Here is a 20,285-nt window from a genome sequence, read left to right as displayed (position 1 = left end):
TACAAAAAGATTAGCTTTAATCACGGTTTTATCACAAAAAAAGGCTCCCCAGAAAGCTGAGCGCCCTTTTCTAATTGCAAAAATCCTGTTTGGCGCAAGTTTTATCAGCCCGGCGGTGAAAACCCGCCTCAAATTCTCACCATTTCACAATCCGGCAGCAAATATCCGAAGGAAGCCAAGATATTGACTCATGTTTTTTCATACTACCTCATTACCATTGCGCTAATTATCGTCCACCCAGACAAATACTAATTCACAAATTAACGCGGGCCCCTTACTTGCTACAATACCCGTTTCCGGGTATTTTTTACGGCGCGCGGCACTTCTGCCCCCCTAACAGAGCCTTTGCGTTAAGCGCTTACCGCTCTTTGCGAAACTGATTTTTTAAGGATTTGAATTTATCCAAAAATAAGGCAGCCATTCAGCCCTTCTACATAAGCGCTACCTTTGCCCGGCTATTTATGGGTTACCCGGTTATGTCTGATTTTGCTTTTTCTACCACCACTATTGCCTTGCTGGGCGCCACTGGTTCCATCGGTACCCAGACGCTGGAGGTGCTGCGGGCCCACCCCGGTCGCTTTCGGGTGGCCGTGCTCACGGCGCAGCGGCAGTGGGAGCTGCTGGTGCAGCAGGCCCGCGAGTTTCGGCCCGCCGTGGTGGTTATCGGCGATGAAAGCTTGCTCGCCAACGTGCGCGACGCCCTCGCCAGCCAGTCCGAAACCAGCGTGCAGGCCGGCCCCGCCGCCCTCGCCGAGGCCGTGACCCGCCCCGAGGTGGACGTGGTGCTCACGGCCCTGGTGGGCTACGCCGGGCTGCTGCCCACGGTGGCGGCCATCCGGGCGGGCAAAACCATTGCCCTGGCCAACAAGGAAACCCTAGTAGTGGCCGGCCAGCTTATCACCGACCTGGCCCGGCAGCACAGCGTGCGCCTGCTGCCCGTCGATTCGGAGCACTCGGCCATTTTCCAGTGCCTGGTGGGCGAGGAGCAGAACCCGGTGGAGAAAATCATCCTCACGGCCTCGGGCGGGCCCTTCCGCGGCCGCTCGGCCCCGGAAATGGAGCGCGTCACCAAAGCCCAGGCCCTGAAACACCCCAACTGGGACATGGGCGCCAAAATCACCATCGACTCGGCTTCGCTGATGAACAAGGGCCTGGAGGTGATTGAGGCCAAATGGCTGTTTGGCCTCCGCGACGACCAGATTGACGTGGTGGTGCATCCGCAAAGCATCGTGCACTCGCTGGTGCAGTTCGAGGACGGCTCATTGAAAGCACAACTGGGCCTGCCGGATATGAAGCTGCCCATCCAGTACGCCCTGGGCTACCCGCAGCGGCTGGCGAATCAGTTTCCGCGCTTTTCCTTTCTCGACTACCCCACGCTTACCTTCGAGGCGCCCGACCGGGTGGCTTTCCCCAACCTGGAGCTGGCCTTCGGGGCCATGCGCCGAGGCGGCAACGCTGCCTGCATCCTCAACGCGGCCAATGAAATAGCCGTGGCCGCATTTTTGCGGGAACAAATTGGCTTCCGCCAGATGTCGGACCTCGTGGCCGACTGCCTGGCGCGGGTGTCGTACCTTGCAACCCCGCTACTGGACGATTTGGTGGCCACTGATGCGGAGGCGCGCCGCGAAGCTAGTGGGTTAATTAAAAATTATGAATTAAAATTTAAAAATTGATGCTGAAGGGTTTCCCAGCCCCTCTGCCCCATTTTTTGATTGTCGATTCCGCTAATTTTTAATTTTTAATTTTTAATTCTTAATTCAATTCCATTTCCTTGGAAATTCTGACCATGATAGGCCAGCTGCTGCTGGGTCTGTCGCTGCTCGTGGGCTTACACGAATTCGGGCACTTCTTCTTTGCCAAGCTTTTCAAGATTCGCGTCGATAAGTTTTACATCTTTTTCGACTTCCTTTTCCCACTGCCTAACGTCGCCAACTTCGCCCTGTTCAAAAAGAAAGTGGGCGAGACTGAATACGGCATCGGCTGGTTTCCGCTGGGCGGCTACGTGCAGATTCACGGCATGGTGGACGAAACGCAAGACGCCGAGGCCCTGGCCGGCCCCCCGCAGCCCGACGAGTTCCGGGCCAAACCGGCCTGGCAGCGCCTGCTGGTGATGCTGGGCGGCATCATCATGAATATCATCACGGGCATCATCATTTTTGCGGCCCTCACTTTCAAGTACGGCGAGAGTTACCTGCCGGCCTCGGAGGCCCGCTTCGGCGTGCTGCCCAACGGGCTGGGCCGCGAAATTGGCTTCCGCACCGGCGACAAGATTGTGAAGATTAACGGCCGACCGTTTGACGAGTTCAACCAAGTGATGAGCCCGGATGTCATCCTGGGCTCGAATGGCTACTACACTGTAGAGCGTAACGGTCAGCTCATTGACCTCAATATCCCCAACAACCTCATGGACCGGCTGGCTAAGCAGGGCGACAGCCTGTTTGTGCTGCCGCGCGCGCCCTTCTCGGTGGGCCGGGTGGTGGCGGGCTCGCCCGCCTTAAAGGCCGGCCTGCAGCCCGGCGACCGCATCACGGCCGTGGGCAGCACGCCCATTCAGTATTTTGATGAGCTGCAAAAGGCGCTGCAGGTGTACAAGGGCAAAACCACGCCCTTGAGCGTGCAGCGCGGCGGCCAGACGCTCACACTGCCGGTGGCCATTAGCAGCGGCGGCAAAATCGGCTTCGAGCAGAAGCCCGATTTGAAATTCAGCACCCGGCAGTTCAGCTTGGCGGGCGCTATTCCGGCGGGCACCAAGCAGGCATTTGGCATCATCACGGCGCAGGGCAAGGCCATTGGCAAGATTATCACCGGCCAGGCCTCAGCCTCCGAAAGCCTCGGCGGCCCCGTCGAAATTGCCCAGCAGTACGGCGGGCAGTGGGACTGGCTGCGCTTCTGGACCCTCACGGGCTCGCTGAGCATGGTGCTGGCGTTTATGAACCTGCTGCCGGTGCCGGCGCTCGATGGCGGTCACGTCGTGTTCCTGCTCTACGAGATGATTCTGCGCCGCAAGCCCTCGGATAAGTTCATGGAGGGCGCCCAACGCGTGGGTACGTTCCTGATTCTGGGTTTGATGGCCTACGTACTTATCTTTAAGCAGATAATGAAGCTGTTTTAATTCCTTCTTCGGGTAATGGAGTGAGGGGGTGATGAAGCGAAGAGGTTTGTGGCCTTTTCACTTCATCACCCCCTCCCCTCTTCACTTCATCACGTCCCTATGCGTTTTCTCTCACTCGCCGCCGCGCTGGTGCTGCTGGCCTTCACGGCCCGCGCCTGGCACGCCTACCACGCCACCCTGACGGAGCTGCGCTACAACCCTGGCCAGAAACAGCTGGAGCTGGCTATCAAGGTCTTCACCGACGACTTTGAGCTGGCCCTCTCCAAGGGCCAGGCCACGCCGGTGTCGCTGGCTGAGCCGGGGCCACGCCCCCAAATCCTCACTGCCGCTTACCTCAACCGCACGCTACAGTTGAAGACGCCCGGGGGCCAGGCGCTGCCGCTGAAATACATCGGCATGGAAAAGGAAAAGGATGCCTACTGGCTGTATTGCAAAGCGACGCTGCCCCGCACCATGGGCGGCGTGCAGATTAAGCAAACCATGCTGCTGGAAACCTTTGCCGACCAGAGCAACATTGTGAACATTGCGGCGGGCAGCAAAGCCAGCAGCGCCATTTTCCGGCGCGGACACGAGGAGGAAATGGTAACGTGGTAATTTGTAGCGCGAACTACAACCGAAGGTCAGCGAAGCTAAAGTTTGCGCTACATCACGCCACCGCGTTGCGCAAATACTCGCAGAAAGGCACCAGCTCCTTGAAAGCCGCCAGCACGTAGGCCCGGAAATCGGGCTGGGTGAGGGCTTCCTGGTCGCTGAGCTGGTGGCTGACGATGTAGTTTTTAAACTTCAGCAGGTCGATATCGGGGTGATTTTTGGGGTAGCCCCGGGGCGGGCGCTTGAGGGGCTCGCCGCTGAGGTCGGGGAAGAAATACTGGAAGTTGACGTCGGCCAGCAGGTCGCGGAAAGCGTCGGCATCGTAGTCGATTTCCTGGCGGATGGCGGCTATCTGGGCTTTGTCGGGCTGGTAGAAGCCGCCGGCAATCAGAGTCTGACCCTGAGGGCCGAGTTGGACGTAGTACGCCGGCGCGTCCACGTCTTTGCCGGGGCTGGCGGTGAAATAGGCCGAGAAGTGCGTTTTGTAGGGCGCCTTGTTGTGGCTGAACCGCACGTCGCGGTGCAGGCGAAAGATGCTTTTGCGGCCCTCGGGGCCAGCCAGCACGGGGTCGAGCCGGCGGAGCTCCTCAAACCAGTAATCGACATCGGCTTCGAACTGCGTGCGCAGCTGCTGGTAGCTGGCTTTGTGGTCGTTGAACCAGTCGCGCTGGTTGTGGTCGGCCAGGTCGGCAAGGAAGGAATAGAGCGGCTTGAGCTGCATGCGGGAAACGACAATGGGATGAAAAGACGTGGGGACAGACTGGTTGGTTGAGCGCCGGTCACTTTTTTTTACCTGAAAGATGGTTGCGCTAAAATAGAACACTATCTTGCACCGTTAGGAGAGCCTCATCTTTTATTCGCGCTCTTTTTCGCATGTTACTTCGTTTCGTTTGTGGAGTGCTTCTGGGTCTGTCGGCCTGCTCCTCCGCGTCTCCGGCTCAGGATACGCCGCCGCCCACGCTGCGGATTTCGCCCTCCTCTACCTTCTGGCAGGAGCAGCTGCGCTTCGAGCGGGTGCGCAATGCCCGGAAGGTGGCCGGCCCCCGGGTGGCCGCGCTGCTGCAGCGCCACTACCTGAACCCCGAGAAGCTGGAAATCTTTCTGCGCCACATCAAAACCGACTCGACGCTGGAGGTGTGGGGCCGCAACCAGGGCGCGGGCCCGTTTGAACTGCTGAAGAAGTACCCACTGGCGGCCATGTCGGGCACGCTGGGGCCCAAGCGCCAGTCGGGCGACTACCAGGTGCCCGAGGGATTCTACCACATCGACCGGTTTAATCCGCAGAGCCTGTTTCATATGTCGTTGGGGCTGAACTACCCGAATGAAGCCGACCGCGCCCTGGGCGAGCCCAACCCCGGCGGCGACATCTTCATTCACGGCTCCGACGTGACCATCGGCTGCCTGCCCATCACCGACCCCTGCATCCGGGAGCTGTACCTGCTGGCGGTGGCGGCGCGGGCCTCAGGGCAACTGAGTATTCCGGTGCATATTTTTCCGTTTCCGCTTACCCAGAAGGAATTGGCGCGCCATCCTGGACCGCACCAGGCCTTCTGGCGCGGGCTGCTGCCGGGCTACACCTACTTTGAGCAGCACCACGAGCTGACGCCGGAGCTGCTGGCGGGACGGTAGGGAGTTATGAGTTTTGAATTATGAGTTACGGGTTGTCTTTCTGAGAATTCACAACTCATAATTCAAAACTCATAACTCCCGGCCTCGTCGTCGGCACGGTTTTTTCGTTTAGCCGAGCAAAACCTGACTTCCGGCTTTCCATGAAACGCTTCTTTTTCCTTTTTCTCCTGCTGCCGCTGAGCTTCCTCGGCCGCGCCCAGCGGCCCAACGACCTGTGGTACTTCGGCCAGCAGGCCGGCCTGCGCTTCGACTCGACGGGCACGCCCAGCCCGCTCAACGACGGCAAGATGAGCACCTACGAGGGCTGCGCCGTGGCCACCACCAGCCGCGGCGAGCTGCTCTTCTACACCAACGGCGAAACCGTGTGGAACCGCGCCCACCGCCCCATGCCCAACGGCACCAAGCTGATGGGCGCGGGCAGCAGCACGCAGTCGGCCCTCATCGTGCCCGACCCTGGCTCGGGCAACATCTTCTACATCTTCACGGTGGCGCCGCAGGGCACCGGCAACGGCCTGCGCTACTCCATCGTGGACATGACCCGCCAGGACGGCCTCGGCGACCTGCCCCGCGTGAACGCCCTGCTGATGACGCCCGTGGCCGAAAAGCTGGCCGCCGTGCGCCACGCCAACGGCCGCGACGTGTGGGTGCTGGCCCACCGCTGGAACTCCAACGCCTTCGTGGCCTACCTTGTGACGGCCGACGGCGTGAGCTCGGGCAAGCCCGTGAGTAGCAACGTGGGCAGCATGAATGCCGGCCCTGGCCGCAACGCCATCGGGGCCCTCAAGTTCTCGCCTGACGGCACCAAAGTAGCCGCCGCCCTCTGGAAAGAAACCAACCGTTTTGAAGTCTACGACTTCGACCGGGCCACCGGCAAGGTGAGCAAGCCGCGCGGCTTCGGTCCCTACCCCGAGGCCTACGGCGTCGAGTTTTCGCCCGACAGCCGCCTGCTCTACGGCTCCTGCAACGGCCTGGGCGGCGGCGAAACGCAGGTCTGGCAGTTCGACCTGAGCAAGAAAGACGGCGCCCCGGTGCTGGTAGGCAAGTCGAAAAACCGCAAAATCGGCGCCATCCAGCGCGGGCCCAACGGCCGCCTCTACGTGGCCCGCGAAGACAATGCCAACCTGGGCGTTATCGAGCAGCCCAACGAGCTGGGCAAGGCGTGTAAGTATGTGGACGAGGGCGTGAAGCTGGGCGGCCGCCGCAGCAAGCTGGGCCTGCCGGCGTTTGTGGTGCTGCCGTAAGTAACGCCAAACAAGAACGTCATCCTGAGCTGACCGAAGGGAAGCGAAAGGACCTCGTCCGCGCCGCTGTGGCAGTAATTTCTAACCGTTTGCACGATTGGAGTTACTACCACAACGGCGCGGACGAGGTCCTTTCGCTGCGCTCAGGATGACGTTCTTTTTAGTGACGTTCTGGTTGCGCCAAACGAGTACCTACTTATCCGAACCAAACTTAAACCGCAGCAGGCCAAAGGCCACCGAGGTGTAAGGCGAGCTTTCGCTGAACAGGCCCACCATATCGCGCGAGCTGATGCCGGCCTCCCAGCTGCTGGTGACGAAGGTGACGCCTAGCGGCAGGCTGGCGCCGTAGCCGGCGCCGCCGGTGACGCCCGAGCTCAGGCGCAGCCAGCTCACGGGCTTGTAATCGACGCCCAGGCCCACGAAGGAGCTGGTGAGGTTGCCGGCCACTTTGTTGAGCGGCACGGTCACGTCGACGCCAGCCTCGAACAGCTCGCTGATGCGGATGCCGGCGCCGGTGCGCAGCTTGGTGGGCAGGGCGCCGTTGCGCTCCTTATTGGGTTCGTAGGTGAAGGAGTTGTCGTCGCGGTCAAACTGGTTGGCTAGTTCCTCAAACACGTTGTAGCTGTCCACGCCGTTTGATTTGGTCTCTTTCAAGTCTTGGTCGTAGGCCGTCAGCACGTTGCCGTCCCAGGTCATCTTGCCCATGTCCACTACCGACACGCCCAGGCGCAGCATTTTGCCTACCTCGGCCGCTAGGCCGATATCCACGCCGTGGCCGCTGCCCACGGTGCTCAGGCCCGAGCCGCTTTTGTAATTGAAGTCGGTGGCCGTGCTCAAGTCGCCGTAATTGACTTTAAAGGCTGGCGACAGGGCATTGTAGCCGTAAAACGTGCCGTCTTCGATACGAATATCGGCGATGCCCAGGCCCTGAATGTAGCGGTAGCCTAAGCCGGCCGACAGCTTCAGGCCCTCTTTGTCGAGCACTTGAATGCCGTAGGCAATGTTGAATTCGCTGGTAATGGTGCCCTGCATGTTGGTGCCCGCCAGCGCCACCGATACCTTTGGCGCATTGCCGACGCTGTAGTTTTCGTAGATGTCGGCGTCTTTGCCGTTCACGATGATGTCGGCCGCCGTGCGGTTGAGGGCCACGTGTACGCCCGAGCGCATGCGGTGGCTCACGGCCACGCCGCCCAAGCCGTTGGGCAGGGCAATGGCGAAGCCCAGCGTGGTCACGTCCACGTTGGCGTTGAGGGTATTTTCGCTGGTGAGGGCGTCTACCAACTCCACGCGGCCAGCGGGCGTAATGGGGTCTTCGGACTGGTAAATGAGCTTCTTGAACAGCGTCTTGTTCAACGACTGCGAGGCCACGCCGATACCGGTTTCGCCGATGGTGAGGGCGCCCTTGTGGTTGGTTTTGCGGCCCAGGTTGGCAGGGTTGATGCCGATAACCTGATAGTCGGTGGCGAAGGTGTTGATGACGCCGCCCCGGCCGGTGGCCGAGAAGTTGCTCAGCTCATTCTGAGCGCGTGAAACGAACGGCACGGCCAGCAGGGCAGCCACCGGCAGCAAACGTAAGGATGTGTTCATGAAAAACGAAAAAGGTGATTGGCGCACTAGACCGCAAAGAAAACCGCCCGCCGAGGCTGGGCCGAACTGGGTCGGCCAGCCGCTCGTTTTCAACGACCAGTTGGCGTCATTTCCGCCTTCGCGGCAATTACGCCCGTTCTTTGCTCCCGCAAGCTAGCGCCAAAAACTCTATATCCCGTGCCGCCGACCCGATTTTCTGCCGCCGAATACGCCGCCGGAGTGCTGGCCGGCAACCGCGTAGCCCTGAGCCGGGCCATCACGCTGGTCGAAAGCACCCTGCCCAGCGACCAGGCCCTGGCCCAGCAGGTGCTGCAAACCGTGCTGCCCCACACCGGCCGCGCCCTGCGCCTGGGCATCACTGGTGTGCCCGGCGTGGGCAAAAGCACCTTCATCGAAGCGCTGGGCCTACACGTAGTGGAGCAGCTAGGTAAGAAGCTGGCCGTATTGGCCGTGGACCCCAGCAGCCCCCGTGGCGGCGGCAGTATTCTGGGCGACAAAACCCGCATGCCGCAGCTGGCCGCGCACGCCCACGCCTTCATCCGTCCCTCCCCTTCCAGCGGCAGCCTGGGCGGAGTGGCGCGGGCTACGCGGGAGGCGTTGCTGCTGTGCGAAGCGGCCGGCCACGAGGTTATTTTCGTCGAAACCGTGGGCGTGGGCCAGTCCGAAACCACCGTCCACGGCCTGGTCGATTTTTTCCTGCTGCTCATGCTGGCCGGGGCCGGCGACGAGCTGCAGGGCCTCAAGCGCGGCATCATGGAAATGGCCGACGCCCTGCTCATCACCAAAGCCGACCAGGGCAACGAAACCGCCGCCCGCCGCGCCCGCCGCGAGTACCAGAATGCCCTGCACCTCTTTCCGCCCGCCGCCTCGGGCTGGTACCCGCCGGTGCTGCTCACCTCCGCCGTGGCGGGCACCGGCATCGCGGAGGTGTGGGAAATGCTGGAAAATTATCAAGCACAAACCCAGGCCAACGGCTTCTGGCAGGAGCGCCGCCGCCAGCAGCAGCTGCAGTGGCTGCACCAGAGCATCCGGCAGGCGCTGGAAAGCCGCTTCTACGGCGAGCCCGGGGTGCGGGAGCGGCTGCCGGCCATTCAGCAGGCCGTGGCAGCGGGCGAGATGACGCCCTTTGCAGCGGCGCAGGAGCTGCTCGGGTTGTAGCGCGAAGTTCCAGCTTCGCGCATCGTTGAACGAAATTGTTGAATCGGCCCAGCCGGCGCGACCGAAACGCGAAGTTGGGACTTCGCGCTACTCCGCTATCACCTGCACCGCCCGCCGGCCGCCGGCCCGCACCCGCAGCCACTGCTGCAGCCGCTGCTGCTCGGCGGCCGGCAGCGGCTGCGCCACGCGCAGGCTCACTACCACCGTGGTATCGGCCTGGAGCGAGTCGGTGGCGGGGCGCAGCAGCTGGCTCAGGCCCAGCTGGCGCACGCTGGGGTGCTCGGCCTGCACTTCGCGCAGCAGCTGCGGGGCGGCGGGCAGGCCGGTGGCGGCGGGGTTGTCGGCGGCGGCCAGGGTTTGCTGCAGCTCAGTGAGGCGGGCATCGTAGCCGGCCAGGGTCTGGGCGTTGCGGTCGCGCAGGTCGGCCAGCAGGCCGCTGCGCAGGTCGCGCATATCGGCCGAATCGAGCTGGCCCAGGCCTTGGCGGATGGTCAGCTGCGTGTCGTCGGGCAGGCGGTAGCGCGGCAGGCGGGCCCGCACGGTGCGCAGCTGCGCGGCCGACAGCGGCCGGCCGGCCAGCAGGATGTTAATGCGGTGCGGGTCGGGCTCGATGCGGCGCGTGACCACGTAGCTGCCCGGCTGGCGCAGCTCGGCATCCAGAAACTGCTCGGCATTGTGCGTAAACAACGTGCGCCGCACAATGCGCGCCGCCAGCCACACGCTGGGCACCGCCGTAAGCAAGGCCACCACCCAGATGAGCAGCCGCACCCGCCGCGCCCGCACGGCATCGGCAAACTCGAAGCTGGGCAGCGGCAGAATGCGCGCCACCAGAAACGTGGACAGGATGATAAACACGCAGTTGATGCTAAACAGGTAGAACGCGCCCAGCACAAACTTCCAGTTGCCGGTGGCCAGGCCGTAGCCCGCCGTGCACAGCGGCGGCAGCAGCGCCGTGGCAATGGCTACGCCCGGCACCACGTTGCCGCGCTCGCGCCGGGTGAAGCCGATGGCCCCCGCCGCCCCGCCAAACAAGGCAATGAGCACGTCCCACACCGTAGGCGTGGTGCGAGCCAGCAGCTCCGAGCCGGTGTCGGCCAGCGGCGTGAGTAGAAAATACCCGGCCGAGGCCAGCAAACTGATGCCCGCCGCCACCGCCAGGTTTTTCAGCCCCCGCCACATCAGCCCCACGTTCACCGTGGCCACCCCAAAGCCGATGCCCACAATCGGCCCCATGAGCGGCGAAATCAGCATGGCCCCGGTAATGGCGGCCGTGGAGTTGATATTCAGCCCCACCGAGGCAATCAGAATCGCAAACAGCAGCACCCAGGCGTTGGTCCCGCGAAACGTGATGCCCTCCTCCACATCGGCCAGAATTTCGGCCGGCTCAGCCATGTCGCGGGTCAGGTCAAAGCGCCACCGCAGCCCGCGCCAGATTGGATTTTCCATGGCCGGGCTTACGCCCCGGCCCGCCCCGGCGTTGTCCCGCCTCACCGACATGCTGTCCGGCATCATCGACACGTCGTCCCGCCTCACCGACACGTCGTCCCGCCTCACCGACACGCTGTCCACGGCTTCTGACACGTCGTCCCGCCTCACCGACACGTTTGCCAGCCCCGCTACGCCCGCCGATGCGGCCGCAGCGTCAGGTAATCGAGATAGTAGAGCACCTTCACCGACAGCGAATTATTGTGTGGCGTCACCAGCGTACCGCTCAGGTTGTCGAAGTACAATGGGGTGGCCCGGTCGGCCGCATCCTCCGTAGCGGCGGCGTTTTTCCACACCACGCTCACCTGCGAGCCGGGCGCAAACCACCAGCTGAACACCGCATCCACGTTAAAGGCGTTGTAGGCCGTGTCGCGGTTGCGGCCGTAGGCGGCCGGAGTTTCGCGCCCGCCCGGCTGCAGGGTGCTGAAATCGCGGTAATGCACGTGGCTGGTGTAGTGCCGCGTGCGAATGCTGAACGACATCCGGTTCGTGAACACGTAGCTCATGCTCACCGTGTTTTCTATCGTCGTCACCCGCCGCCGCCCCAGCAGAATCTGGTCCAGAAACGGCTCATCCAGCGGCTCGCTGCTATCCAGCCCCCCGTTCACGTAGCCAATCTGGTTGATGGAGCGGTTATACGACAGATTATAGCGGAACGTCAACTGGTTGCTCACCCGGTAGCGCGGCGAAAAGCCCAGCCCGATACCACGCCGCCCGCTCCGGTCGCCGTCGGCAGCGTACTCCCGAATACCCGCATTGACATCAAAAGCCAGCTTCTTGCGGTAGTCGCTCGACACGAAACCGCCGATATTAAACGAGCCCGGCACATCCACGAAATATTCCCCCAGCTTCTCGGTGCGCGGCTCAAAATAATCGTGCCGCCCCGGCACCGCGTCAAAGTTGAAGCCTGTCGTAATAAAGCTCTTGGTGAAGGTCGTATTAGCTCCGCCGTAGAGGCTGGCATCGGAGTAGCGCGTGGGCCGGAACAAGCTACGCTCATTCACCCCCAACCAGGTATACAGGTTGTTCACCTTCCAGAACGGCTGGTACTTATTATAACTAACCTGCGCGCTCTGGCTGATTTCGTTGTTGTTAAACAGCAGCCCCAAATCGTTCGGATTGTAGGTATCCGACACCAAACTGTGGCTCACGTTCCAGGTCAGGTTGCCGCTGATTTTGCCCACGCTGACGCTGTATTTCATGCCGTCGCGCTCCTGCACTGGCCCCGTCTCCTCGAAGCCCTGCCCGCGCCGCCGCGAGTACACGATGGAGCCGTCCACGGCGTAGGCGTTGGCCTTGTTGGCGAAGCGGAAGAGCCCGCCGGTCACGTTGGCGTCGAAGGTGCTGCCGGCGCGGGTCACGTTGGTGTTTACGAGGCTCACGTAGGAGTTATTTTTTAGGCTCTGGTCGAGCACTACGATGTTGTAATTGGTCAGCGGCTGGGTGATGATTTCGCGCTCCCGCCCGCTGGTCGAGTCGCGCAGCGTGGCGTACATCTCCCGGCTCAGGGCGTTGAAGACGCCCACGCCCAGGCCCTTGCTGGTACGGCCCGATACTTTGGTGGCATTCACCAGCAAGCTCACGTCCGGGTTTTTGGTGATATACTCGCCTGGTTTTCGGCGGTTGTCCACGCCGTAGTAGCCGATGGGCGTGGCCCCCACCCGGCGCGAGTAAAACAAATTACCCTTGTTAAACAGCTCGGTACCTTCGGTAAAAAACGCCCGGTTTTCATTGTACTGCACCTCGAAAGGCGTCAGGTTCAGCACCCGGTTGTCGCTCTGCGTCTGGCCGAAGTCGGGCACCAGGGTGGCATCGAGCGTGAAGCTTTCGTTGATGCCCCACTTCACGTCGGCCCCGCCGTTGAAGCGGCGGGTGGTGTTGGGCACGCCCTCCACGTTGTAGGGATAGTGGTCGAGGTAGGCACTCACGTAAGGCGTGAGCGAGAGGCGCAGCGGCGGCTTCACGTTGCGCAGGCCGGTCAGCTCACCCCACTGGTTCACGAAGCCATCCACCGCCGGCCGCACCTCGTTCCAGAAGAAGCCCTGGTTGTCGCGCTTGCGCTGCCGCATGAAGTTCAGCCCCCACAGCTGCTCGTCCTTCTGACTGAAGCGCAGGGCCGAATACGGAATGCGCAGCTCGGCCACCCAGTCGGTGCCGCGCAGGGCGGTGCGCGAGTCCCACACCGCGTTCCAGCTGAAATCCTCGCCCCCGGCGGGCGAGTAGCGGGCATCCATCTGCACCCCGGCCGGCGTGATGAAGAAGCCGTAGCCATTCAGCTTGTCGCGGTAAGTATCGAAGAACACGCCGAAGAAATCGGTGTTGCCGAAGCCGTCCCGCTCGCCCATCTCGCGCAGGATGGAGTCGGGGCTCACGTCGTGCATCACGGCGCCAATGTACAGGTTGGCATCATCATACAGCACCCGCACTTCCGTGGGGTGCGTCTCGTGGGGCCCGGGGTTGGGGCGGTTCTGAATGAAGTCGGTGGCCACCGGCGCCTGCTGCCAGCTGGCCTCGTCGAGTGCCCCGTCCAGCTTGATAGCCTCGGTGATGCGCAAAGCCGCCAGCTGCCGCTTGGGCGCGGGCACGGCCGCCGGCGCGGCCTGCCCATTGGCCCGCAGCATTGCTCCCGCATGCAGGAGCAGCAAAATCAACAGGCACTTCGATAGGTGGATGATAGAAGGCACGCGGGTGAGAGAAAAAGCCATAAGAAAAGGTGCCGTGAATGATGAAGAAAGCGGGGGGCTAGTTGCCCGCCTGGGCGAAAAAAAAGCGGGCCGCAAACCCGGTTTCGGTTTGCGGCCCGCCGAGGCGCGGGCGGAGGCCGGCGCGGCTAGTCGTTTTCCGAAAAGTTGATATCGATGCGCGACTTGCTGCCTTTGCCGTCTCTCGGGATACCCAGCAGCTTGCGGTATTTATCGGCCGTAGCAGCGGGTTGCTTCTTGCCGTTCACGGTCATGCCATCGGCACTCAGCGAGAAGCGCATGGCCTTGTCGTTCTTGCCAATCAGGCCGTCGGCACGCAGGGCCTCCCGCACTTTGCCCGAGTTGTCGCGCGGGGGCGTGGGTGGCATGGGCGGCGCCACGGGAGCCACCGGCGCTACCGGAACCTGCCCCACCCGAGGGGCCCGCGGCGCGCGGGGCGGACGGGGTGCCCGGGGCGGCGTGGGCATATTGTCAGCACCATTCCGTTCCAGCTCCTGCAGCTCGCGCTGCGCTTCCTGGATGCGTTCCTGAATTTCGCGGCGGCGCTCGCGCACTTCTTCGGCGCGCTCGCGAGCTTCCTCGGCGCGGTCATCGGCGTCCTGCCGGGCGTCTTCCAGAATGAGGTCACGGCCATCGTTAGCCTGGCGGCGGGCATCCTCAGCGCGGCGACGAGCATCTTCAACCCGCACGCGGGCATCTTCGGTACGAACGCGAGCATCCTCAATCCGGACGCGGGCATCTTCAGCACGGACGCGGGCGTCCTCAGCTTCAGTACGGTTTAAGTTGCGCAGGCCGCGCTGAATTTCCCGGCGTTCCGTCGTGCTGAGGTTGGGATTCCGCAGGGCCGATTCCAGGCCTCGCCGGGCTTCCTCCAGACCCTGGTTAGCGGCTTGCAAACCCAGGTTCAGGCTCAGGCCGCCTAAGGTTACAGCATTGTCGGCCAGCCGGTTTAGGGAGGCTTCGTCAAATTCGAAGTGGAAGTTGCGCGGGCCGTTGTAGGTAGCGGCGTCGGGCGTCACATACACGTAGGAGCGGTTCGACTTCTCCAGTTTCTTGCCAGCCTTTTCCAGCTTGCGCTCCAGCTTTTCATTGAAGGTATCAGAGAAGTTGAACGAGAACTCACGGCGGCCGGCGGGCGTGGGTGGCACGGTCAGCACCGTCACCTGCGGCTGCTTTTTCAAGCCTTTGCCCGGCTTGCCCACTTCCACCGGCTGGCCGTTCACCGTCAGGTTGGTAACGCGGCCCTTCTTGTCCTTCTCGATAACTACGGTGCCAGGCGCCGGGTGCGGCCCGCGCTGAATAACCACCTGCCGCTGCTTGCGCCGCCGGGGCGGGTCCTGGTCGTCTTTCGAGTTGTCGCTTTGGTTGTTCACAACCTCATTGGCGCCAACCGGGGCCGCCGCTTGCTGCCCCTGCAACTCCGCCATATCTTCATCGCTGAAAGCCAGGTCCGCCTTGATTTCCGGGGTATTGAGGCCGCCGGCCATCGTGCGGGCCGTAGTCGTGGCCGAAGTCGAAGTTGTCGTTTTCACGAGCTTCGTCGTGTCGCCAGGCATCCCTGATTTGCTGGCCGAGCTTAGCCCGTACAGCCGCAGCGGGTTCGACTTGGCCAGCACGGCGCTGCCGCCCAGCATGCCCAAGCCAGCCAGCACCAGCACGGCGGCCATCAGGCCCTCGCCCCAGGTGGGCGCGGCGGGGCGGCGCTGCACCAGGCGGCGCACCCGGCCCAGCAGCGAGCCCCGGCCGCCCACGGCTGCCAGCGCCAGGCGCGGGGCCGTCGGGATTACTGCGCTTTGGCTCCACTCGGCCAGGGCGGTGAGGGCGCGGGCCAGCCGCAGCGGGTCGCCGCCCACGAGGGCCGTGGCGGTGTCATCGCAGCAGTTTTCGCGCTCGGCCCGCAGGCAGTTGGCCATAAACCACACCGCCGGATGGTAGAAAAACAGGGCCTCGGCCACCGTTTGTAGCAGGTTCACGAGGTAGTCGCGGCGCAAAACGTGCGCCAGCTCATGGGCCAGAATAGCTTCCAGGCAAGCCGGCGACAGGCCCGCCACCGCGCCCAGCGGCAGCAGAATCACGGGCCGCACGTGGCCCACCACCAGCGGCACCTGCACCAGCGCCGATTCCAGCAGCGCCACCGGCCGCTTCAGGCCGCCGCGCTCGGCCAGCGCCGCCAGCTTGGCCTGCCAGGCTTCGCCCAGCGGGCGCACCCGGTAACGCTTCAGGCGCTGCACGTAGAGCAGGCCGCCCACCATCCGTAAGCTCATGGCCAGCAAGCCCAATAGCCAGGCCAGCACCAGCAGCGGCATATTGCGCTCGAAGTAGCGCACGGTGGCCGTCAGCCAGGCCGGCACGCGGGTTGGCGCGCTGGCGGCCTGCGCGGTTGCAGCAGTTGCAGCAGCTGCAACCACGGCGTAGTGGCTTTTCGCCGCTACTGTGGCACGGGGCGCGGCAGCCGAGGCCACCGTGGCCACTTCATTAACTGGCAACAAGGTAGTGGTAGCAGGCACAAAATAGTACCGGCCAAACGTGAGCCCGGCCGCCAGCACCATGCCGCCCAGCGCCAGGGCCGAAGCCAGGTAGCGCAGTTCGGCGCGGTGGCGGCGCAGTAGCAGCAGGGCGCCGCCCAGCACGGCGGCCAGCAGCGCACCCTGCCACAGCGAGTGCAATAAGGTCCAGCCCAGGGCCCGCGTCAGCACGGGCGAAAAGAAATTATCCAGCGTGCTCATCGTCTTCGGCGGGGTTAGAGGTGGAGTTTTGGATTTCAATGTCGTTCAGCAGCCGGCGAATCTGGGCCAGCTCGTCGTCCGAGGTTTTGCGGCTGCCCAGGGCCTGCATCACCAGCTTCAGGGCCGAGCCGCCGAAGGTGGCATCCACGAACTTATCGAGCAGCAGCCCTTGTGTTTCCTGCTCGCGCACGGCGGCCCGGTACACATGGCTACGGTCGGCGTCGTCGCGCCGCACGAGGCCTTTCTCCAGCATCAGCTGCAGAATCTTGAGCGTGGTGGTGTAGCCGACTTCGGCCTGCCGACGCTGCCCAAGCAGGTCGTTGATGGCCCGCACGGTGGCCGGCCCGTGCTGCCAGAGCACGTGTAGGATTTCCAATTCGGAATCCGTAGGTTTGGGGGACGGAGCTTTACTCATAGCGAATGCGCTGCGGTTGGTACGAATGATTTCGTAGTACAACGCAAAGGTGCTACGAACAGATTCGTAGTTGCAAGACTTATCTACGAAATAATTCGTAACAAAGCCTAACAGACTGTTTTTCTGAAAAATAATTTTCAGAAAAATTTCTGTCTGCTTTATCCAGAGCCGGCTAAATACTGATTTGGGCGGCTGTTCATGTCAGCTAGCGCCGCCGCTTCAGCGTCACCCGCGAGCGCTGGCAGATGCCGCCCAGCGGCGGCTGAAATTTCGAAACGCTGATTTTGACCTTGCTCACGTGCGGCATCTCGGCCATAATCCGGTTGAGAATGCGGTTGGCCACGTGCTCCAGCAGCCGGGCCGGGATGGCCATTTCCTCGGCCACTAGGCGGTAGAGCACTACGTAATTCACCGTTTTGGGCAGGGCATCCGACTGCCCAGCTTCCTGTAAATCAGCCTTCACGTACAGGTCCACGCCGTACTTGTTGCCCAGCTTCTGCTCTTCATCATAATAGCCGTGAAAAGCGAAAAATTCCATGCCTTCGAGTGCAACCTGGTCCATGTGGTGAGGTGGTAAAGTGGTGAGATAGTGAGTTTGCCCAGGAAATTCGACAGCGCTTTATTCCGCAAGCCGTACCACGTAGGCGCACAAAAAAAGCCTGCCCCAAAGGACAGGCTTTTTCAGCAAACTGAAGCCATTCACAAAATCCGACGAATCCGAAAAATCCGCTTAATCCGTGGTCTAGATTTCGTCAAAGAATGATTTCTCAGTCGCGGCTACCGGCTCGACGGCCGGCGCGGCAGCAACAGGGGCTACCGGCTCAACTACCGGCGCGGCAGCCACTTCAGCTGCCATAGCCGGGCCGCTGGGCTGGCCGGGGTGCGTGGGCGGCACGGGCGGCGCAATCTCGGGGTGGTCGGGCATAATTGGCCGAATGTCCGGCGCGGGCGGCTCCACGCGGGGCGGGGCGGGGTCGGGCACCTGCGAGGGTGCGGGCGGGTCGATGTGCGGGGCGGGCGAGATGCCGGGGTTTTCGGCCGGGGCTTCGGGGCGCTCGATTTCGGGCTCGGGCGTCTGGGCCGGGGCGCCGGGGTCGGGCTGCTGGCCGGGCTTGGGGTTGTAGGCCGTAGGAACTTCGGGTTGCGGCTTCAATTCAGTAGCGCGCAACGGAGCTTCTGGCAGCGGAGTGGGCACTACCACGGGGGCCGGGGTGGGGCGGGCGGGAGCGGTGAGGGTGGGCATGGGCTCAGTAATTTCAGGGGCCGATTCCTTCGGCCGCTCCACCTTTACGCTGGCGGCCCGCGAAAGGATGGCTGCCGTGCCGCCACCGGGGCGCGAGCGGGCTTTATCTACCTTTTCCAACGCATCGGAAGCCAGGTTGTGCAGGTCGCGCACGAGGCTGTCGAGGTGCTGCTCGAGGCGCTGGCACTCCTGGCCCAGGCCGCCTACTTCGCGCTGCATGTCGGCCACGGCTTTTTCGGCCTGCTGGTAGGCTTCGTCCACGATGCCGCGGGCGCGCTGACGGGCCTCATTCACCAGCTGCTCGGCCTGAAACTGGGCTTCGCGCACGCGCAGGTCGGCGTCGCGCTGGGCCTGCTCGGTGATGCTGGTGCTGGTGTCCTCGGCCGTTTTGAGGGTGCGGTAGAGGCTGCTTTCCACTTCGCGCATTTTCTGCACGTCGTGCTGGGCGTGCTCCAGCTTGAGGCGCAGCTCGCGGTTTTCGTCGCTCATGCGCTCCCAGTGCTGCGACACAGTGGTCAGGAAGGCCTGCACTTCGTCTTTGTCGACCCCACGAAAGGATTTCTCAAAGGTTTTCTGGCGAATATCTAAAGCAGTCAGCTTCATGGTTTTTTAGCTGTTAGCTAATAGCTGCTAGCTGTTAGCTTTTTTGTTATTTAGTCAGGAGCTCAGAAAGAAAGCTAACAGCTAGCAGCTATTAGCTAACAGCTCCTATTTGCCATACGGCCAGGCTGCGGTCGTCGCTACACGAAACTAAGCGGTTTTCGACGCCCGGCCAAACCAATTTGTTCACCGACGTGCCGTGGCCGGCGTGGCGCACGCGGTCGAGCACCTTCAGCAGCTCCAGCGTAGCGGCGTCCCAGAGCTTGATGTTTTTATCGAGGCTGCACGAGGCCAGGTAACGGCCATCGGGACTAAAGGCCAGGTGGTTGATGGTGTACATGTGGGCCGGCACCGTTTGCGTCAGCTGGTAGCCAGCGGCCACGTCCCAGCTCCGAATCTGGGCATCGCGGCCGGCCGTGAGCAGGCGTTGGCCACTCACGTCATACGCCACCGAGAACACCGAGTTGGTGCTTTCGCCCAGCGTGTATTTCACCGCCAGCGAATCGAGGTCGAGAATGCGGGTGAAGGTGTCGGAGCTGCCCACGGCCAGTTCGCTCCGGCTTTCGTGCAGGGCCAGGGTGCGCAGGCTTTTGGTGGCGAGGCGCAGCAGGTTTTCAATCTGGAAATCCGGCAGCCGCAGCACGGCCAGCGTTCCATCGCCCAGCGCCACGTACAGCCGCTGCCGGCTGGCCGAATGCACCATATCGAAAATAGCCACCGGCGGCAGGGCCGTAGCGTGCGCCAGCTGCTTGTTCTGTAAATCAAGCGCCTGGATGCCCTGGAAGTTATGGCCCAGCACCAGCAATTCCAGCTCGGGCAAGTGGCGCAGGGCGTACACCGAATTCTCGACGCGGGCCAGCAGCTCGCCGTCGCGGGTGGGGTCGGCGGCATCCCAGGCCACCACCATTCCATCCGCGCTGCTCGAATAAATGGTACTCCCCGCGCCCAGTGTGAGGCCGTACACGGCATCGCGGTGGCCGGTGAGGGCGGCAATTTTAGTAACAGTGGGGCGGGCAGCGGCAGACATAATGCGGGCGCAAAGGTAGCTTCGCACCAGCGCCGGTGGTTAGTTTTTCATCGCGCGGCCCGTGGTTTCATGCCCCTGCACTCCGTTCAGCACCTCTCCCCCACCGCCATATTGGGCCTCTGGCACCTCACCGAGCCTCCCGAAGCACTGTGGCCGCTGCTGCCGCCCGCCTACCGGGCGCTGATTCCGCCCACGGCGGGTCCCACGCGGCAGGCGCACTGGCTGGGCGTGCGGGCGCTGGCCCACGCGCTGGTGGAGCAGTTACTGCCTTCTTCTGAATCGAATAACCTTATCATTCAGAACGATGCCGAAGGCCGCCCGTGGCTGACGGGCACGCCACAGCCGCTGGAAATCTCACTGTCGCACTCCGGCGAGTGGGCGGCGGCGATAATCAGCACCAGCGGCCGGGCGGGTATCGACATCGAAATAGTGCGCGACAAAGCCCGACGGCTGGCCAGCATGTTTTTATCCGATGACGAAATGGCCGCCGCGGCCGCCCTGCCCGAGGCCAGCGCCACCCAGCGCTACAGCCTGCTCTGGAGCGCCAAGGAAACGCTTTACAAGCTGGCGGCCCGGCCCGGCCTCATCTTCGCTGAGCAGCTGTTGCTGGACGTGGCCGCTGTCCAAACGCCCTTGCCCGATACTTCCGCCGCGCCTTTGCAACTATCTGCTACGCTGTGGGTATCCGACGAAGATATACGGCACTGCATTTGCTATTCCGAACCGGCCCCAGGGTATGTGCTCACGTACTGCCACGCGGCTGAATAGC

The 20,285-nt window shown here is 62.8% G+C and carries 16 protein-coding genes; 7 read left to right on the top strand and 9 right to left on the bottom strand.

Annotated elements, in window-relative coordinates; genetic code table 11:
- Positions 1 to 476: 476 nt before the first annotated feature.
- The 3 genes from Q5H93_RS17755 to Q5H93_RS17745 all read left to right on the top strand — a co-directional run bounded on the left by Q5H93_RS17755 (position 477) and on the right by Q5H93_RS17745 (position 3,706).
- On the top strand, positions 477 to 1,673 hold the full coding sequence (locus tag Q5H93_RS17755; protein WP_305007971.1) for a 1-deoxy-D-xylulose-5-phosphate reductoisomerase: 1,197 nt from the start codon (positions 477 to 479) through the stop codon (positions 1,671 to 1,673).
- A 98-nt stretch (positions 1,674 to 1,771) separates the two neighbouring features.
- On the top strand, positions 1,772 to 3,112 hold the full coding sequence (gene rseP / locus Q5H93_RS17750; RefSeq protein ID WP_305007970.1) for an RIP metalloprotease RseP: 1,341 nt from the start codon (positions 1,772 to 1,774) through the stop codon (positions 3,110 to 3,112).
- Between the two features lie 99 nt (positions 3,113 to 3,211).
- On the top strand, positions 3,212 to 3,706 hold the full coding sequence (locus tag Q5H93_RS17745) for a DUF6702 family protein (RefSeq protein WP_305007969.1): 495 nt from the start codon (positions 3,212 to 3,214) through the stop codon (positions 3,704 to 3,706).
- Positions 3,707 to 3,758: 52 nt separating this feature from the next.
- Here the strand turns inward: Q5H93_RS17745 and Q5H93_RS17740 are convergent, their stop codons facing one another.
- Positions 3,759 to 4,424, bottom strand: a complete 666-nt coding sequence (locus Q5H93_RS17740) for a DUF2461 domain-containing protein (RefSeq protein ID WP_305007968.1) — start codon at positions 4,422 to 4,424, stop codon at positions 3,759 to 3,761.
- Between the two features lie 152 nt (positions 4,425 to 4,576).
- Here Q5H93_RS17740 and Q5H93_RS17735 point away from each other — a divergent pair, with 152 nt between their 5' ends.
- Positions 4,577 to 5,332: a L,D-transpeptidase family protein gene (locus Q5H93_RS17735; RefSeq protein ID WP_305007967.1), complete on the top strand. Its 756-nt coding sequence runs from the start codon at positions 4,577 to 4,579 to the stop codon at positions 5,330 to 5,332.
- A gap of 140 nt (positions 5,333 to 5,472) precedes the next feature.
- Entirely contained in the window at positions 5,473 to 6,573 is a 1,101-nt protein-coding gene (locus Q5H93_RS17730; RefSeq protein WP_305007966.1) for a WD40 repeat domain-containing protein, read from the top strand.
- A 192-nt stretch (positions 6,574 to 6,765) separates the two neighbouring features.
- Here the strand turns inward: Q5H93_RS17730 and Q5H93_RS17725 are convergent, their stop codons facing one another.
- A complete protein-coding gene (locus Q5H93_RS17725) occupies positions 6,766 to 8,160 on the bottom strand; it encodes a DUF5723 family protein (protein ID WP_305007965.1) in 1,395 nt (464 codons plus the stop codon).
- A 177-nt stretch (positions 8,161 to 8,337) separates the two neighbouring features.
- Here Q5H93_RS17725 and meaB point away from each other — a divergent pair, with 177 nt between their 5' ends.
- On the top strand, positions 8,338 to 9,318 hold the full coding sequence (gene meaB, locus Q5H93_RS17720; protein WP_305007964.1) for a methylmalonyl Co-A mutase-associated GTPase MeaB: 981 nt from the start codon (positions 8,338 to 8,340) through the stop codon (positions 9,316 to 9,318).
- Between the two features lie 87 nt (positions 9,319 to 9,405).
- On the opposite strand, the gene Q5H93_RS17715 is transcribed toward meaB, so the two are convergent.
- The 7 genes from Q5H93_RS17715 to Q5H93_RS17685 form a co-directional block, all read right to left on the bottom strand.
- Positions 9,406 to 10,920: a DUF389 domain-containing protein gene (locus Q5H93_RS17715; RefSeq protein ID WP_305007963.1), complete on the bottom strand. Its 1,515-nt coding sequence runs from the start codon at positions 10,918 to 10,920 to the stop codon at positions 9,406 to 9,408.
- Between the two features lie 14 nt (positions 10,921 to 10,934).
- Complete coding sequence (locus tag Q5H93_RS17710) at positions 10,935 to 13,508, bottom strand: DUF5916 domain-containing protein (RefSeq protein ID WP_305007962.1); 2,574 nt, start codon at positions 13,506 to 13,508, stop codon at positions 10,935 to 10,937.
- A gap of 125 nt (positions 13,509 to 13,633) precedes the next feature.
- On the bottom strand, positions 13,634 to 16,231 hold the full coding sequence (locus Q5H93_RS17705) for a M56 family metallopeptidase (protein WP_305007961.1): 2,598 nt from the start codon (positions 16,229 to 16,231) through the stop codon (positions 13,634 to 13,636).
- The gene (locus Q5H93_RS17700; RefSeq protein ID WP_305007960.1) at positions 16,215 to 16,646 is read right to left on the bottom strand and encodes a BlaI/MecI/CopY family transcriptional regulator; all 432 of its coding nucleotides are present in this window, start codon (positions 16,644 to 16,646) and stop codon (positions 16,215 to 16,217) included. Before Q5H93_RS17700 ends, Q5H93_RS17705 begins: the two co-directional genes overlap by 17 nt.
- Positions 16,647 to 16,851: 205 nt before the next feature.
- Positions 16,852 to 17,208: a dihydroneopterin aldolase gene (gene folB / locus Q5H93_RS17695; RefSeq protein WP_305007959.1), complete on the bottom strand. Its 357-nt coding sequence runs from the start codon at positions 17,206 to 17,208 to the stop codon at positions 16,852 to 16,854.
- Positions 17,209 to 17,388: 180 nt separating this feature from the next.
- Positions 17,389 to 18,492, bottom strand: coding sequence for a DivIVA domain-containing protein (locus Q5H93_RS17690; RefSeq protein ID WP_305007958.1), 1,104 nt, complete (start codon positions 18,490 to 18,492; stop codon positions 17,389 to 17,391).
- 91 nt (positions 18,493 to 18,583) lie between these two features.
- Positions 18,584 to 19,516, bottom strand: coding sequence for a WD40 repeat domain-containing protein (locus Q5H93_RS17685; RefSeq protein WP_305007957.1), 933 nt, complete (start codon positions 19,514 to 19,516; stop codon positions 18,584 to 18,586).
- A 69-nt stretch (positions 19,517 to 19,585) separates the two neighbouring features.
- Between Q5H93_RS17685 and Q5H93_RS17680 the strand changes: the two genes are divergently transcribed.
- On the top strand, positions 19,586 to 20,284 hold the full coding sequence (locus Q5H93_RS17680) for a 4'-phosphopantetheinyl transferase superfamily protein (RefSeq protein ID WP_305007956.1): 699 nt from the start codon (positions 19,586 to 19,588) through the stop codon (positions 20,282 to 20,284).
- The last annotated feature ends 1 nt before the right edge of the window (position 20,285 follow it).

The sequence above is a fragment of the Hymenobacter aranciens genome, assembly GCF_030580865.1.
GTDB lineage: Bacteria > Bacteroidota > Bacteroidia > Cytophagales > Hymenobacteraceae > Hymenobacter > Hymenobacter aranciens.
Note: the sequence above shows the minus strand (reverse complement) of the source record. Positions and strands in the feature narration are given on the sequence as shown.